The sequence below is a fragment of the Helicobacter sp. L8 genome (assembly GCF_003660355.1).
Lineage (GTDB): Bacteria > Campylobacterota > Campylobacteria > Campylobacterales > Helicobacteraceae > Helicobacter > Helicobacter labacensis.
In genome coordinates this window covers 40,312-56,904 of record NZ_QXQR01000009.1, presented here as the reverse complement: position 1 = coordinate 56,904, position 16,593 = coordinate 40,312, and the positions used below count along the sequence as shown (strand labels likewise).

Genomic DNA, 16,593 nt, shown 5'->3' with positions numbered 1-16,593 from the left:
CAACACCCCCCAGCCCCCCCCAAAAACGCTTTAAGGTGGTCGTAGACGCTGGGCATGGCGGGCATGATTGTGGGGCACGCGGAGTCAATGGGACTTGCGAGAAGTGGATCGTGCTAGCCGTAGCAAATTCTTAGAACAAGAATTGCAAAAACGCCATTACATCGTGTTCATGACACGCAAGAGCGACTCGTATATCAACCTCAAAGATCGCACCGAATTTGCCAACGCCAAAAACGCCGATCTATTCATCTCCATCCATGCCAACTCCATCCCTAAGAACTCCCCTACCAATCCTCAAGGGGTGGAAACCTATTTTCTCTCCACCGCTAGAAGTGAGCGTGCGCGCAAAGTCGCCGAGCAAGAAAACCAAGACGATGTGAAGGTTATGGACTATTTCTCCAAACTCTCTTTTTTAAATTCGCTCAATTCTCAAAGACTCATCACTTCTAACAAGCTAGCCATAGACATCCAGTTTGGGATTTTAAGCCAGTTACGCCGCACTTATAAACATGTGGTCGATGGGGGAGTTAGAGAGGGTCCTTTTTGGGTGCTAGCTGGCGCGCTCATGCCCTCTGTGCTCATTGAGATCGGGTATAATTCCAACCCCGCTGAATCCAAGCGCATCCAAAACAAAGCCTACCAACAGAATTTGGCTAAGGGGATCGCCAATGGCATCGATAGTTTCGTAAGCAAGAATTTTTAATGCTTTCTAAAAAAACCAACCCCTATAAGGTCTTTGTGGCGTCTGTGTTCTTTGTGTTGGCTGTATGCAACGCCCTCTCTTTGTTATTCGCGCGCTTTAACCACGACTTTTCCCAATTGTTCGCGCTGTTGAACGCGCGTTTTTACCCCCTATTAGTGCAGGCGATGTACATTGTGGGTGCGCTAGGTTCACTCTTTTACTTTGTGCGCGCTTGTGCGCACAATGTGCTAGCCCCCAAGCTTGCCGCCTTGGGGTGTTGTGTGGGCTTTATCTATTTGAGCTTGCTAGGCGCGCATGGGTTTTATCTTTGGGGGGGGTATGCTTTGGTGGCAGGCACGCTTATAGGGCTGTGGACTCGTTATGCGCGTGTGGGGGTGTTTTTGCGCTTTGCGCCTTCTTTTAACACCTGTCTTATTTGGGTCTTTGCATGCGCTTTTCAAAGCTATCTATACCCCCAATGTGTGGGGTTGGATTTTGGCTTTTTTGTTGGCGCGCTCTTAGGGCTTGTGGGGTTGGTTATGCGGCGCAAGGAATACTTGGGCTCTTATGAATACGCCAATTTGCTCGTGCTGTGCGCGGGGTTGGTGATCTTCATGCTGTGCGCGCCCGTCATTGTAGAACAGGCAAGCGCGCGTGCGGCGTTCTTTTGGTTGGGGGTGTTAGCGTGGGTAGGAGAGTGGATGCATGAGAGTGTGCGCACGCTTTTTGCCTAATCACTGGCAATGGTGGCACTCTAGGGAGCGATCCAGCACGCTCTTGTCCTCTAAACTAGGGCTTTGGGTGCGTAGATAATAGGTAGATTTTAAACCTAATTGCCATGCCAAGCGGTAAATTTCATGCAAAAGCTTCCCATGGGCTTGTTCGATGCGCAAAAAGAGATTCAAGCTCTGCCCTTGGTCGATCCAACGCTGGCGCACAGCGGCTAATTCTATGATCTTTTTGGGATCAATATCGTAAGCCGAAGTGTAATACTTCCAAGTGTCCAAACTCAAATGGGGCACAACCACAGGGATAAACCCGCTTAAATTCTCTTCCACCCATTTCTTTTTGTAGATGGGCTCGATGGTTTGGGTCGTGCCCACCAAAATAGAGATTGAACTCGTGGGCGCGATCGCCATTAAGTAGCCATTGCGCAAACCGTATTGCTTGACGCGTGTTTTTAAATCCTCCCAATCGCAACTAGGCGCGGGGAAATTTCCGCGCGCATGATCCATAGGAAAGACCCCACAACTCCACGCTGAACCCTTAAACAAGCTATAAGCCCCGCGTTCTTGGGCTAGAACACAACTAGCGCTAATGGCTTCAAAACTAATTTTCTCCATCACATGGTTGATTTTTTGCACATGTTCTGCACTCCCCCATGCAATGTGCGCGCAAGCCAACATCTGTGCTTCCCCCATCACGCCCAAGCCCACCGCACGGCTTTTCAAATTGGCGTGTTTGGCTTTGGCGATGGGATAGAAGTTCAGATCGATAATATTATCTAGCATGCGCATCGCAATGGGCACCACGCGCGCGATGTCGCTATCGCTATGCACCTTGCTAAGATTAATGCTTGCCAAATTGCACACCGCCACATCGCCCCCCAGCGCGCTCTTTTGAGTCATAAAAATTTTTCTACCCCCTAAAGAGTCATTACTGCAGAGTTTATTCGCCTTTTTTGTAATGCCCGCGTCCGTGCAGACTCGATCCTCCTCTTCAAAAAACGCCACGCTTTGATCTTCAAAGCGCACCTCTACGCGGTAATGGCTACTGGCGGTGTTTTGGTAAATTTCCGTGCAGAGGTTAGAAGAGCGGATAATGCCCGCATGGGCGTTGGGGTTAGCCCGATTCGCGTTGTCTTTAAAGCCCAAGAAAGGTAACCCGCTCTCAAAGTAGTTGGTTAAAATCTTACGCCAAAGATCTTTAGCTCTGATTTTATCTTGGGGAATCTCTGGATTGGCTTCATAGGCTAGGTATTTTTGGTTAAACTCCTCTCCATAACACTGCGTGAGATCCGCGCATACATAGGGGTCAAGTAGCGTCCACATCCCATCTTGTTCTAAACGCTCCATAAAGAGATCGCAAATCCACAGCGCGGGGAAGAGATCATGCCCACGGCGGCGCTCATCCCCGCTATTTTTGCGCAAATCGATGAATTCGAGCACATCTTTATGCCAAATTTCCAAATAGACCGCAATCGCCCCCTTGCGTGTGCCCAGCTGATCCACGGCGATTGCCACATCGTTGACAATCTTTAAAAAGGGGATCACCCCCGCGCTCGCGCTCTTATGCCCATCAATATAGCTCCCCAAACAGCGCACTTGGCTAAAATCCCAGCCAATCCCCCCCCCGTATTTGGAGAGCAAAGCCATGTCCTTGTAGCTTTCAAAAATGCCCTCAATATTATCAGGGGTGCTCCCCACATAGCAAGAGCTCAGTTGGTGGTTGGGGGTGCGCGCGTTTGCCAGCGTGGGCGTGGCGCACATCATCTCAAACTTGCTCAACACCTCGTAAAACTCTAGGGCGCGCGCGTCCGGGTCGTTTTCATTTTGGGCTAAAAACATCGCGATCGCCATGAACATGTGTTGGGGTAATTCAATGGGCTGTCCCTGTGTGTCCTTGAGTAAGTAGCGATCGTAAAGCGTTTTAATGCCCAGATAGTTGAATTGCAGATCACGCGTGGGCACGATGGCTTTATCGAGCAAATGCAAATCAAATTTCTCTTTAAAGCCCGCCACAATGCGCCCGGCTCCTTCGCCCTTTTGAAAATAGCTTTGCAGGCTTTGATAGTGCATGCACCCATTGACGCGGTGGTAGAGATCATAAAGAAACAAGCGCGCGGCGACAAAGCTCCAGTTAGGCGCGTGGGTGTCGATCTTATCTAGTGCCTTGTGAATCAAAGCCTTGACAATATCCTTAGTCTTCATCTTATCTGTAAAGAGATGTGTTTCTAATTCCAACTGCGCGCCATCGATCCCCTCTAAATCTTGGGTCGCGCTTTGGATGCATTTGTGGATTTTGCGCGTGTCTAAGGGTTCAACACGCCCATCGCGCTTGGTAACCATCTTGATTTTCATGTGTGTTCCTACAAGATTCATTTTTTGGCGCGCCGCCGCGCAGTGGGGTCTAGCACCTTTTTACGGATTCGCAAACTCGAAGGTGTAACTTCTAAAATTTCATCGTCTTCAATCCACTCTAGCGCGCGCTCTAAAGCCATATTTCTAGGAGGGGTGAGTTTGATAGCCTCATCTGAACCACTAGCGCGCATATTGGTTAAGTGCTTGGATTTAATGGGATTGACCTCCAAATCATTATCTCGGCTATGCTCTCCAATCACCATGCCCACATAGACCTTTGTCTGGGGCACAATAAAGAGCGCGCCACGCTCTTGGATATTAAAAAGCGAAAACGCGGTCGCTTCGCCATTTTCCATGCTCACCAACGCGCCATTTTTGCGCGCCTCCACACTCCCGCTAAAGGGGCGAAATTCTAAAAAAGAATGATTCATCACTCCCTCGCCCTTAGTGTCGCTTAAAAACTCGCCTCGATACCCAATGAGCCCGCGCGCAGGGATTTCAAATTCCAAGCGGGTATACCCATCTCCTATGGGATTCATCGCCTTCATTTCTGCCTTGCGCTTGCCCAGTCTTTCAATCACCACGCCCCCAAAATCCTCAGGCGCGTCAACCACTAGGTGCTCAAAGGGCTCTAATCTCATGCCATTTTCTACTTTAACAATCACCTCAGGGCGGGATATACTAAACTCAAAGCCCTCGCGGCGTAAATTTTCAGCTAAGATCGTGATTTGCAATTCCCCACGCCCGCTGACCTTAAATTTGCCCTCTCCCATTTCTTCGCATTTCATGGCGATATTGGTTTGCATTTCTTTGAGCAGGCGATCTTTGAGTTTATTGGCAGTAACATGCTTACCCTCCAAGCCAGCCAAAGGCGAATCGTTAATGCTAAAATACACGCTCATGGTGGGTTCTTCTAAATGCATGGGGTCTAGGGGTTGGGGGTTATTGGGATCTACCACGCTATCGCCCACATCCACAGCATTAAAACCAGCAAGCGCTACAATATCCCCCACGCGCGCCTCTTCAATCTCCATACGCGCCAAGCCTAAAAAACCGATGAGCTTAGTGATCTTGCCCATTTCTTTTGACCCATCGCTCTTTACCAGTAACACACTTTCCCCCTTGCGCACCCGCCCGTTAAAAACGCGCACAATACCAATTTTCCCCACATAATTATCATAATCTAAAGTGAAAACCTGCATTTGTAGGGGGTCTTCTAAGGAGCCACTGGGAGCATGTACATGGGATAAAATGGTTTCAAAGAGGGGTTCTAGATTTTTCTTTTCTGCGCTTAGGTCTGTGATCGCATAGCCTTCACGCGCAGCAGCATAGACCACAGGGAAGTCTAATTGCGCATCGCTAGCTCCCATCGCCACAAAGAGATCGAATACTTCGTCCACTACCCTATCTGGTTGTGCGGCCGGTTTGTCGATCTTATTGACCACCACAATAGGGCACAATCCAAAGCCCAACGCTTTTTTAACCACAAATTTTGTCTGGGGCATCACGCCCTCTTGGGCATCTACAAGTAGCAACACTCCATCAACCATTTTTAACACCCGCTCCACTTCGCCTCCAAAATCGGCGTGTCCGGGGGTGTCAATGATATTAATTTTAACCCCCTTGTAGTGGATTGCCGTGTTTTTAGAAAGAATAGTGATCCCGCGCTCTCTCTCTAGGGCGTTGCTATCCATCATGCGCTCATCTAATTTATCACGATCGCTAAAAGTACCCGACTGGGTGAGCAAACCATCCACCAAAGTGGTTTTTCCATGATCAACATGCGCAATAACGGCGATGTTTCTAATCTCTTGCATTAAAAATCCTTCATTGAAAGGCGGAGTATAACCAAAAATTACTTAAAAGGGTGAGCGAAAAAATCTCGAAAGAGCGAGGGTTTTTGAATCTGAGCGGTAGTCCAACACCCGATGCTAAGGTCGGTTGAGAAGCGTGCTTTAGACATAGCGTTATCTAAATTTGGCTAATTTAATCAACCGCATCATCCGCCCTACCTCCACCTACACAGGCGCGCCCAAACGCCCCTTTGTGCGCGTTTAATCCCCCTTCACTGCCTCAAAAACCCAAACCCCCGCACTTTGGGGGCAATTTGTGTTCCAAGGTTTGTTAAGCTCTCTTGCAACGCGCTATAGAGTCCCTTCAAAAATGCGTACCCAATCGCGCTTAAAACCTATGTGCTTAAGCAGGGTTGTACATTCTAAGGGCGGGGGACTTTTAAGGCTGAATTTTAAGGCATTAGGGGGGATTGGGGTTATTTGGGTGAGTTGGGAGCCATGGGGTTGCCAAGTAAAGCAGTGCGCGCCTTGTGTATCGCGCGCGATCAAATTACCCCGCGCGTTGAGTTCCCAAGTATAGTTATTCTCAAGTGGTTTAATTTCTTGTTCAAACAAGAGAAAGTTTTTTAAGTCCAAAGAGCGCACTAAGACTATTTGCCTTAATTGCGTGCAGGCGTGCAAAGCGATCTTAATGCGCGTATTGTAGATATTTAATAGAGCTTGCCCCGTTTGGGCTAAATTTTCTTGCTAAGGCATTTGGTAAGAATAGGGGGCTAGCCCTTCCAATGATCAAACGTGCGCTTTTTAGCGCAAAGGGGGCTTTAGTTTTAATTGTTTTCGCGCTATAGCCTACCTTACCATTTTGCAAGTCTAGCAAACCCAAAGGACTAAAATGTACGGGGACTTTAAAAGCCTCGCCCAAAGCGCGTACAAAATCATCGCCACTAATTTCTCCCTTAAGCGCGATCCAATAGATCAAATGCCCCGCTAAATCCACAATGAAAGCTTTAGAAAAGACATTGAGCCCCCTAAGAGGGCGATTGTCCCTTAACTTAGGCGCATTGGGCATACAAGAGACTTACTAGGCGTTGCGCTAGGGATTTAACGATGGGCACACAAACAGAGTTGCCACATTGGGCGCGCAAATGCCTAGGACTTACCACGATTTTAAAGTCTTTGGGGAAACCCATTAAGTTTAAGAGTTCTCTAGGGGTAAAATGGCGCACACCATTGACCAATTGGTAATTATGCGAAGCGTTTGCCCTTAGCGCGCAGGCGTGATCTAAAATACTCACATTCCCGCTTTTGTTTTCATGCCATACAGAGGGGCTAAACACCCTTTTATGTTGCACGCTAGCCATTCTTTTAGCGCGGATATACTCTGAGGCTAGGCTAGAGATCGGGGGGTTTGATTCTAGCGCATTGTTTAAATCATAGGGGATTTTAGGGAAGTCAAAGCTAAAGGCGTTAGCTAAATGGGGGTTTAAAAAGCCCACCAAGAACAGCCGCTCGCGCTTTTGGGGGATACCAAAATCTAGGGCGTTGAGCACACCATAGCGCACGCTATAGCCTAGGCTTGTCAGAGTGTCTAAGATGGTTTTTAAGGTGTGTCCTTGTTGGTGGGTGCAAAGTTGCTTGACATTTTCTAGCAAGAAGGCTAGGGGTTTGTGGTGGGCTAGAATGCGCACAATTTCAAAGAATAGCGCGCCTCTGTCATCTTCTAACCCCCCTTGTGCGCCCATAATGCTAAAGGATTGGCAGGGAAAGCCCGCACAAAGAATATCAAAAGTAGGGATGTCTGTGGCTTGAATCTGAGTAATGTCGCCCGCGGGGCTACCTTTAAAATTAGCCTTGTAGGTTTGGCAGGCTAAAGGATTAATCTCACTAGAAAAGACACAGCGCGCCCCGGCTTGTTCAAAGGCCAATCTAAACCCCCCAATACCGGCAAATAAATCTACAAACGCCAACATAGCACTATTATAATTGATTAATGTATTTGCTTTCAAGAGCTAGGCACTGGTATCATCGATATTTAGGACAATGTGTTGCGCGCCTCTCATACTACTTACTGCCCCTCATTTTCATCAAACCAATTACGCTGGCTGATGGGCTTACTCAAACTACGACACAGACTATCTAGGGAGCTCAAGGGGCGCACTTGCTGGGGCATTTGCCCAGAATCTAAAACCACGCATGGTGTCCCTCTAATGCTTATCATCCTATACCTATCTAAATAGGTTTTCAAAGCAGCCACATCGTAATTTTGCTTGGCAAACATAGCCACGCATTGTGCTTGGGTGCTGGAGCGCAGATATTCAGGGTGCAAACACGCGCTAGGGTGTTTAGGCAAGTAAAACACGCTATCCTCAGCGTTTTGATCCATTAAAACCACCTCCAAGCCCTCTAAGAATTGGGCGATGCGCTGGAGGGCAAAAAACTTTAGCTCGCCCGATGGACTTCTTTGCTCAAAGAATCTAGCAAGACTTGCAGCCGAGAGGTCTAGGGGACCTACATGCCCTGCTTGAAACTCTAAAGAGATGGACTCTTTAAAGGCTGTGGCTAAATCCCAACTTAGTACATCCGTGGGGATTTCGCGCACCATTTGATAGGTTAGCAAAGCGATTTTATAATCTTGATAAAGCGCGTGGGCGCGTTTGCCATTGTAGCTGTTTTCTTCAAATTTATGCGCATCCATAAGGGGGGCTAAAATACGCGCCCATTGGGCTTGGGGTCTATCCTTGGCACGCTTGGCAAGAAAACTCACATATTCAGAGGCATCATAGACAGATAGCAGAGGTTGGTAACGCAGGGGTTTGTAGAGAAAGTCTAGCACACGCACCAAGGTTTGGGCGATCTCTTGGATAGAGAGGGGGTTTTGCTGGCACGGAGCAGAATTACCCTCCAAAAGGGCAAAGAGAAAGACGATCGCTTGGGTTTGCATGTGTTTTTTTAAGGCGACAGCTTCGCTTTCTCTGAGCTGTTTTAAGTTGGTAACATCGCTGTATTTATCGTATTTCTCTAGTGTAGTTTTAAAATGCGCAAATAGGGGTAGGGATTCTAGGGCATTTTGGGCTTGTTGTTCTAAGCTGGGGAGGAGGGGTTTAAGGGTGCGATTTTGCTTGCAGGGGGCATTTTGCAGGGCATGTCGAATCTGGGTGTGCATAGAATCTAGGTTTTGTAAGAATGTAGCGGGTAAAGTGGGCTCTTGGGGCGGGGTGTAGAGTGCCCAATCTTGCAGGGCAAGGCATGCGGGCTCTTTGGAGTCAAAACCGCTTAATTGTTCCTCAGCATCCAAATACAAGCAGGGGCTATTGCCTATGCTTAAAAGCCTAACACTTCTTATGTAATCCTTAAAATAGCGGGGGTTAAAATTCTGGGCTTTAAAGATATTTTGGCAATTTTGCACACTCTGTTCTCTCAAGTATTGGGGAGCAAAGCAGGGGGTGGGATTAGCGCGCAAACGCTCCCCTGAAATAAGCTCAGACCTTTGGATACTATCCATATAAAACTCTTGGTTGTATAAAAACGCTTCTACACGCCTCTTAGCGTGCAAATCCCATAATTGAAAGACTTCTTGGGTGTGTGTATCCATCCTTTTAAGCCATTGGCTAGCGATATCCCATTGGAGATCGTCCCACTCTATACAATAATCAGTAGAGTTACGATTGCAAGGCTTGGGGACTATTCTTTGGTGTAAAGCCAATTTTTGGGCTAAACCCATGCCCATTAAATCTTTAGGATACGCCCTAGAGGCAATATCAGGGGTGGGGTTACAGAGGTTTTTACAAGGTCTAGCTTGCAGGGGTTTAGAAACTTGCAAGGCTTTTAAATACAAGCTAGGATCAAGCCCTTGCTTTTTGGCTTGGAGCAAAGGGGGGTAGATCAAATCTAGCATGTGTAAATAGTCTTGTGCGATGAAGGTAGCGGGGCGTATGATGCGGTGGAGATCGCCACTTATCTCATTGACTTTGCGCATATAAGCTTGCAAGAGAGTTAAAAGCTGGGATTGTGTGTAATCTAGCAGGTGATCCCACTCTTTATTTTTAAGGGGGGCTAGTAGGGGGGTGGCTTGGATAATGGCTTGTAGATGTTGGCTTAGGGCGGGTTTGATCTGTGCAAGGGTAATCCCCTTATCCTCGTGATCATTGAAAGTTTGTATGAGAAAATCTTGGGCGTTTTGGAGGGCTTGTAGCAAACCCTTAGGCAAAGGCGCGCTGACATTGGGGAGGTTGTCCTTGAGGATTTGGCAAAGGGGTTCTTTGGAGGGGAAGGTTTGGATTGTGTTTTGGGGAGTGAGATAGAGGCAGGGTTGCTTGAAAGCAATTAAGCGAAAATTATGCAAAAAATCTTGTACCATTGTGGGTAAGCTATATTCGAGCATGGGACTTATCTCCCAGCTACCTCCAGTGATCCCCTCTAGGCGCGCGTGGATAGCAAAGAGATAGGCATGGCTTAAAGATCGCATGCTGGATAAGGACAGACCTAAAGGCTGATTAATTTCAGAATAATAACTATCTCTCTCATACCTACCTAAGCCCCCTACACTCCCATAGCCATCCCATGAATTTTGTTCTCCGTTAAAGAGGTAAGCCCGCGTGCTAAATTGCAAAGCTTGCAAATGTGCGCTAAAAGTGCCCTTTTGGGGCGCATCTATTTTATTTTTCTTTAAATATGCGTCCAAATCGTTTAAAAAAGCGGGCATGCCAGACTTTTCGCCCAAAAAGCGCAGATACGCCTTTAAATCTAAGTCCTGTTTGAACGCCTGTATGAGTAGGAGATAGACCACCTCCAAACTGGTAGAAAAATTTTCTAAAAAGGTTTCTGTGTGGAGGGGTTGGATTTGAGGATCTCCAATTATCGTGTAAAAACTAGGATCTTCATAGCAATTCATGTTGGGCAATTTGTAGCGCATGAGCGCAATAGCATGCAAAATCTCAAAACTTCTAATCTCTTGGGCTAGAGATGGGGGCAACTGCGCTTGGATGGCTTTGATCGTGGGGAGCGCATCTACCATGCTACTAGCTAGATTAATCCAAGTGGGGGCATATTTTTTAACCATATCCACGGAGTAGATGTCTGGATCAAAGCCCTTAGGGCATAGCATCCCCTTAGTGGTTTCTTTAAACGCCCCCAACATGGAGTTATAAAGCTCTTGTGAGGCGTTTAAAAACACGCCTCTATCCAAGCTCCATTTAGGGGACTGGGGAGGGCTAGCAGGGGTGCGCGTGATGAGCCATATACCTAGCACAAAGGCTAGTAATAACAATGCCAAAAGCGCGCGTGTCAGGGTTTTATGCATGAGGAGAGATGAAATCTTAGGATTGTGCTGCTTGTTCGCATGTGCTTTTTGTGTGGTAATCCATATACTTTAAAGGGAAGACTTGGGCGCATTCTTTGGGGAAGTGTTGCAAACACAGATCTAAAAAAACTTTTTCTAAAAAGACATCGCCACACAGATAGACTTTATCTAAGTTAAATTTAATATGCGCTTCATAAATCACATTGCCTAAAAACTCCGCTAAAGAATCCAAAATCCCAAAACCCATAGTGGGCGCGTCCGTGCCTCCTAGCGTGTAACTGAGCGCGCTTCTGAGTGTGGGGGTGGGGTTGAGATTGGGGGGGTCTTTGGTGAGCTTGAAGTCAATATGAGGACCCTTAGGGCGCAAGAAAGCCTTAGCGTGGGTAAAAAGCGCGCGCGTGTCATGCGTGCTACTTAGCCCTAAGAGCTGGGCTAATCCAGCTAAAAAGTCTAGCAAATTCGCACTAGAGGTAGAGATGGGGGGTTCTTGCTCCAAGCGCGCGCATAACTCCGGGTAGGCTTTTTGGTAGTTAGCATAGAGTTTGCGCCCCTTAGCATTGCTTTGGACTTGCTTGATGAGCGCGCTAGGGCAAGTTGGCAAACTAAGGCGCATAAGCTCCTTATAATTCTCATCATACACCCAAAAACAGTTAGGACGCTCAAAACTCAAATACAAAAGCAAATGGGGTTCTTTGGGGGCTTCTTGGCTGACAAATTCTAAAGTGGGGCTCATTTGGGTGCGCGTGTGGGGCAATAAAAGCCCATTTTTAGCCACGCTAAAAGTGCGCTCAGGGGCACTAGCCAGCGTGCAGGTGTAGCTTAAATCGCTTTGATCGCTTTGGCTATCTTGGCAGAAGAGATAAGAAATCTCCTTGTTGAGCAAGTGGCGTGCCAAGAGGGCTAGCCCAAAATCATAGGGCAGACACGCACAAATTTCTAAACTCTTAAACTCTGAGACAAACACCTCTTTAAGCGTGGCGATGATGCTGGGCTTTTCAAAGGTGCATAGGGCTTGCGCGCCTTTGGTGTCCATGCGTGTTAGAGAAAGCACACTGGCTAAGTCTAAAAACAAAACCTTAGCCCCCTCTATGTATTTGCAAGAGAGGGTTTTAAGCCCCCTAGAGGTCTGCACGCTAAGAGCCCCCCCCTCTTGCAAGATACGCCCCATGTCCTCTAAGGCGGCTTGCACTTGGGTGGGGGTAGCGCATTCTTGATTGTGGTAGATGAAGGCACTAAGATAGGGTTCTATGCTTCCCTGCTCTAAAGCCTTGCTCTCTTCTAGCACACCAATGGGCGCGCAAGCCCTATCTTGATTTTGCCACTCCACACCCTCTTGGCTAATGCGCACACCCACAAAGCGCAAACTCAAAGAGAGGGGGAGGCGATTGCTTAAAATTTGGGCAAAATCCTTAGCTTGCTCTGGAGTTGCCTCTATATAGAAATGTTCTAAAGAAGTAGCATAGGACAAGTTAAGCGCATGGGCATGGTGGGCTAGAAAGTCCATAAATAACGCGCTCATACGCGCGCCAAACTCCCCTACCAACTCAAAATCAAACACAAAAACCATCACAAAGCCTTCTTATAAGAATGGTGCGCAATCTCTTGTAAATCCTGCGCTTGGGCTTTGAGGGTGGCGCGCACGCCCCACTCAGATAAGAGTTTAAGCGCGTGTTCTTTGGCGCGCTGTGCGCCCTCCAACATGCCAACACTGAGCTCAAAGGTTGTTTGCTCTTGCACAATGGAGGGCACAAGCCCAATAATGCTAGTAGGGGGCAAATCGCCCATTAAGGCGGTGAGTCTTAGAGTTTGTAACATCTCCACCTCATGCGCGCTCCCTGCCCAAGTAATTTGCGGGGGGATATTTTCAAATTCAAAGCAAAACACTTCGCCCACGCGCGCGCCTACTACACTCACACAATCTAAAATCAAGAGGCGATCGTATTGCACAATCCAAGGGATCAAGGCTTGGGCGAGCGTGCCCCCGTCCATAAACTCCAATTTATGCGGATAGGTAAAATCGTAATTATGGGCTAATTGGTGGCATAAATGCACCCCCACGCCCTCATCGCCTAGCAAGATATTGCCCACCCCCAGCACCAAAATATCCACGCTAGCCTTTCAAATAACGCCGTCCGCTGATCATCACATCCGCGCCCCCATCGGGGAATTTGAGCGAATGGAAGACCACCATGTAAATGTGCACCGGGATAAATAAACAGATCCCCCAAGTGGCTAGGTGGTGGATGTAGCGCACATTAGAAAGCCCCCCGCAAAGCACTTCAAACCACTTAAAATAGGGTTCTAAAAATCCCCCCAATCCGCGGTGGTAGACATTGTAGTAAAGCACGATCCCGCTCAAGGCAATGACAATGAGCAACATGCACAAAGAAAAGTAAGCCACAAACTGCAAGGGGTTATAAACCCCCTTGATCTCAGGGCGATTGCCCACAAGAAAATAAACCTTGAGTTGCCTAATCCACGCATGGATGCTAAAAACCCCCTTAATAGACACGCGCTCCGCACGGCTTTTTTTGTCAAAGAAAAAGAGATAAGCCCGAAACAAAGATATGGCAATCAAAATCAAGCCTAGCATGACATGCGCGCTGCGGATATAGGCTTGCAAAAAATACATGCTATGGTAGACGCTTGAGCGGGGCTCTAAAAAGGGGTAGGCGATGTAAAAGCCCGTGAGCATCAAAGCAAAAATGGCTAACGCGCGCACCCAGTGGAACAAGCGCACCCAACCTGAATATTCTTTATGGGGGTGGTAGTAGGCACTATTGGGGGTAAGCATGGCACACCTCCTCTTTTTTAGCCCTATCAAAGCGCGCAAAACTAGGATCCACTCTAAACTCCCCAAAATCGCGCCCCTTGATGTCCATCACATGCACCGAGCAGGCAATACAGGGATCAAAAGAGTGAATGGTGCGGATGATCTCTAAGGGCTGGGTCAAGTCAGCTAGCTTCGTGCCAATCAAACTCATCTCATAGGGTCCTCCCTGTCCCTTTTCATCGCGCGCCCCGGCATTCCAAGTAGAGGGCACAACCGCTTGGTAATTCTCCACCACCCCATTTTTAATGCGCACCCAGTGGCTTAACATCCCTCTTGGCACTTGCCCGATGTAGCGTCCCTTATACTCCTTATTTTTGTCAATCTCATAGGGCGCGCAGGTGCTTTGATCGGATTTGAGGTTTTCAATTAAAGATTCTAGGGTAGTCAAACCATTTTCTACTAAGATTTTAGCCTCCAAACAGCGCGCGGCTGTGCGCCCTAAGGTGCTAAAGATCGCCTCTATAGGTAGCCCCGTGTCTTTTAAAAACTGGGTGGCAACTTTAGTTGTGTGGGGGTTTTTAGCCGCCAAGCCCACAGCTAAAGAGGCTAAAGGTCCTACCTCCATGGGCATGCCATTGTAGCGCGGGGCTTTAATCCAAGAGTATTTGCCCTGCGTGTCTAGCACCTTGCTAGGTTCTAACTTGCCACTTAAGCCCACACTCTGCCCATCTTTAAAGCCGGTGTAATGGGGTGTGGTTTGCCCATCATAGGGATGTAACTGCGCCTCTTTTGTGCTGTATTGGTACCAAGAGTGTGTCACATCTTCTTTGATCCAATCCTCATTAATGGGGTGCAAAGTGGAGAGATCGCCATTGAGCACCACGCCTGAGCTCAATAAATATTTGCCCCGACTAAGCAAAATCTCCTCATGGGCGATGAAATTTTTCACCCCGCAACCATGCAAAACGCTCTGTTCATCTTTAAACATTTTAGCTGCCATCACCAGATCCGGATAATACGCGCGCTCCACAAAGTTTTTCACGGTCTCAAACTTGCTTTTCCACTCGGCTAGACGGGTTGGATCGAGCACATCTCTTACAGAGGTGATCCCCCCCACGGTGAGGCTTTGGGGGTGGGGTTGTTTGGCTCCAAAGATGGCTGTCATCTTTGCTGCCTCTCTTTGGATGGCTAAGAGATTGAGGTAGTGCGAGAGCACGATCAAATTTTGCTCCGGGCTCAAGTGGTAGGTTTTATGCCCATAATAGCCATTGGCAAAGGGACCTAGCGCGCCCTGTTTGGCAAAGTCGCCCACGCGCTTTTGCACCGCCTTGAGCGCGTCCTCACCCGTGTCCAAGGGGTAATCGCAATATTTAAAGGCAATTTGGCTTGCTTTTTTAGGATCGGCTTTGAGCGCGCTTAACAGATCGCACCAATCTAGCCCATGCAAGGTGTAGAAATGCACCACATGGTCATGCAAAATCAGCGCGATATTCATTAGTGATCGCACCAATTGGGCGTTTAAGGGGGGGGTGATCCCTAGCGCGTCCTCCACTGCGCTAATGCCCGCCTTGTAATGCGAATAGGTGCATACCCCACAAATTCTCTGCGCAATAAAGCCCGCATCGCGCGGATCGCGATGCTTGATGATGGTCTCTAACCCCCTAAAGAGGGTAGAGCAAGAATGCGCGTCCGTGATGACATTATTTTCATCCACCACCACCTCAATGCGCAAATGCCCCTCAATGCGGGTAATGGGATCCACAATGATTTTTTTAGGCATGGGTATCTCCTTGATCATCTTTTTTCAGCCCGGCTAAGAGCGCGTGCATGGCAATGCCAATCCCAGCCACGCTTAGGGCGATCACCCCTACGCTATCTGCTACTCTGTCCGCTCCTGCCCCTCCAAAGGCACTTGTGATAGGCACGATCAAGCGGTTAGAAATGGGCTCTTCAAAGGGGCTCATGGTGTCCCAAAAATTAGGCTCAGAGCACCCAATGCAACCATGCCCGGCTTGGATGGGCCAGCTGGTGTGGGAGTTAAAGCGCAGGGTGGAGCAATTATTAAAAGTATAAGGTCCTTTACAGCCCACTTTGTAAAGACAAAAGCCCTCTTTGGCGTTTTCATCCCCAAAATGCTGCACAAATTCGCCCGCATCAAAATGCCCGCGTCTTTCGCATAGATCATGGATTCTGCGCCCATACGCCCAAGTGGGGCGGTTGTAAGCATCAAGCCGGGGCAGTGCATCAAACATCAAAAAGTAGATGATATTGCCCACGATGTTTTTTTCACTAGGGGGGCAACCGGGCACATTGATAATAGGCTGTGAGATGATTTTACTTAGAGCCTGCGCGTTAGAGGGGTTGGGGTAAGCTGCCTGCACGCCTCCAAAGCTTGAGCATGTCCCAATGGCAAAGATGGCTTTGGCATGTTTGGCGGCATGGATACACTCTTGTGCGCCCGTGCGCCCTTGTGCGCCCATGGTTAAAAAGTATTCTGTGCCCTGAGGGATCCCCCCCTCCACCATTAAAATGTAATTGCCTTTGTGCTTTTCAATCGCCTGTTCTAAACTCAAATCCGCTTGGTGTCCGCTAGCCACCATGATGGTTTCATGGTATTCTAAATTGATGTAATCAAAGATGATGCTATCAATGCTAGGGTCTTCACTCCTAAGCAAGCTCTCACTACAGCCCGTGCATTCAGCCATGTGCAACCAAATCACAGGCAAGCGGTTAGCCATCTCCACAGCTTGGGCGACAAGGGGGGTAAAGCTAGCCGGTAGGGCTAAAGTCGCGCTCATCGTCCCCACCCATTTCATAAAGTCGCGCCGATCCACGCCTTTTTTTTTCTAGCTCTGTGTGGATATTTTTGTCCGCATTGTGCGCGCGCAAACCCTTTAGGGCTTCAAGCCGTTTTGAGATTTGATCAAAAAGGACATTGTTGTCATCTGCCATGCTAATCCTTGCTC

10 protein-coding genes and 2 pseudogenes are annotated in these 16,593 nt (G+C 48.2%); 2 read left to right on the top strand and 10 right to left on the bottom strand.

The window, feature by feature from the left end:
* Both EAO37_RS05805 and EAO37_RS05800 read left to right on the top strand, forming a co-directional pair.
* Positions 1 to 703: pseudogene (locus tag EAO37_RS05805) on the top strand (N-acetylmuramoyl-L-alanine amidase); the annotation flags it as partial.
* Entirely contained in the window at positions 703 to 1,416 is a 714-nt protein-coding gene (locus tag EAO37_RS05800) for a hypothetical protein (RefSeq protein ID WP_120946109.1), read from the top strand. The pseudogene EAO37_RS05805 and the gene EAO37_RS05800, both read left to right, overlap by 1 nt.
* Here EAO37_RS05800 and EAO37_RS05795 read toward each other — a convergent pair whose 3' ends face one another.
* The 10 genes and pseudogenes from EAO37_RS05795 to EAO37_RS05750 all read right to left on the bottom strand — a co-directional run bounded on the left by EAO37_RS05795 (position 1,417) and on the right by EAO37_RS05750 (position 16,579).
* On the bottom strand, positions 1,417 to 3,756 hold the full coding sequence (locus tag EAO37_RS05795) for a ribonucleoside-diphosphate reductase subunit alpha (protein ID WP_205589533.1): 2,340 nt from the start codon (positions 3,754 to 3,756) through the stop codon (positions 1,417 to 1,419).
* A 23-nt stretch (positions 3,757 to 3,779) separates the two neighbouring features.
* On the bottom strand, positions 3,780 to 5,579 hold the full coding sequence (typA, locus tag EAO37_RS05790; RefSeq protein WP_120952301.1) for a translational GTPase TypA: 1,800 nt from the start codon (positions 5,577 to 5,579) through the stop codon (positions 3,780 to 3,782).
* A 664-nt stretch (positions 5,580 to 6,243) separates the two neighbouring features.
* Positions 6,244 to 6,624: a hypothetical protein gene (locus EAO37_RS09275; protein WP_162982971.1), complete on the bottom strand. Its 381-nt coding sequence runs from the start codon at positions 6,622 to 6,624 to the stop codon at positions 6,244 to 6,246.
* The gene (gene dcm, locus EAO37_RS05780) at positions 6,608 to 7,525 is read right to left on the bottom strand and encodes a DNA (cytosine-5-)-methyltransferase (RefSeq protein WP_120952298.1); all 918 of its coding nucleotides are present in this window, start codon (positions 7,523 to 7,525) and stop codon (positions 6,608 to 6,610) included. The genes EAO37_RS09275 and dcm overlap by 17 nt, the downstream gene beginning before the upstream one ends.
* 95 nt (positions 7,526 to 7,620) lie before the next feature.
* Positions 7,621 to 10,854: a hypothetical protein gene (locus tag EAO37_RS05775; protein ID WP_120952295.1), complete on the bottom strand. Its 3,234-nt coding sequence runs from the start codon at positions 10,852 to 10,854 to the stop codon at positions 7,621 to 7,623.
* Positions 10,855 to 10,870: 16 nt separating this feature from the next.
* Positions 10,871 to 12,421: a protein hydE gene (locus tag EAO37_RS05770; RefSeq protein WP_240451744.1), complete on the bottom strand. Its 1,551-nt coding sequence runs from the start codon at positions 12,419 to 12,421 to the stop codon at positions 10,871 to 10,873.
* Positions 12,421 to 12,963 (bottom strand): HyaD/HybD family hydrogenase maturation endopeptidase, encoded by a 543-nt coding sequence (locus EAO37_RS05765; RefSeq protein WP_120952289.1) that lies wholly within the window; start codon positions 12,961 to 12,963, stop codon positions 12,421 to 12,423. The genes EAO37_RS05770 and EAO37_RS05765 overlap by 1 nt, the downstream gene beginning before the upstream one ends.
* Before the next feature lies 1 nt (position 12,964).
* Positions 12,965 to 13,648: a Ni/Fe-hydrogenase, b-type cytochrome subunit gene (gene cybH / locus EAO37_RS05760; RefSeq protein ID WP_120952286.1), complete on the bottom strand. Its 684-nt coding sequence runs from the start codon at positions 13,646 to 13,648 to the stop codon at positions 12,965 to 12,967.
* The gene (locus EAO37_RS05755) at positions 13,632 to 15,407 is read right to left on the bottom strand and encodes a nickel-dependent hydrogenase large subunit (RefSeq protein ID WP_120952283.1); all 1,776 of its coding nucleotides are present in this window, start codon (positions 15,405 to 15,407) and stop codon (positions 13,632 to 13,634) included. Before EAO37_RS05755 ends, cybH begins: the two co-directional genes overlap by 17 nt.
* Positions 15,400 to 16,579: pseudogene (locus tag EAO37_RS05750) on the bottom strand (hydrogenase small subunit). Before EAO37_RS05750 ends, EAO37_RS05755 begins: the two are co-directional and overlap by 8 nt.
* Positions 16,580 to 16,593 lie beyond the last annotated feature (14 nt).

Coding starts and splice junctions, on each gene's coding strand:
- EAO37_RS05800 (WP_120946109.1), top strand. CDS start 703: ATGCTTTCTAAAAAAACCAACCCCTATAAGGTCTTTGTGGCGTCTGTG.
- cybH (WP_120952286.1), bottom strand. CDS start 13,648: ATGCTTACCCCCAATAGTGCCTACTACCACCCCCATAAAGAATATTCA.
- EAO37_RS09275 (WP_162982971.1), bottom strand. CDS start 6,624: ATGCCCAATGCGCCTAAGTTAAGGGACAATCGCCCTCTTAGGGGGCTC.
- EAO37_RS05755 (WP_120952283.1), bottom strand. CDS start 15,407: ATGCCTAAAAAAATCATTGTGGATCCCATTACCCGCATTGAGGGGCAT.
- dcm (WP_120952298.1), bottom strand. CDS start 7,525: ATGTTGGCGTTTGTAGATTTATTTGCCGGTATTGGGGGGTTTAGATTG.
- EAO37_RS05770 (WP_240451744.1), bottom strand. CDS start 12,421: ATGGTTTTTGTGTTTGATTTTGAGTTGGTAGGGGAGTTTGGCGCGCGT.
- EAO37_RS05775 (WP_120952295.1), bottom strand. CDS start 10,854: ATGCATAAAACCCTGACACGCGCGCTTTTGGCATTGTTATTACTAGCC.
- typA (WP_120952301.1), bottom strand. CDS start 5,579: ATGCAAGAGATTAGAAACATCGCCGTTATTGCGCATGTTGATCATGGA.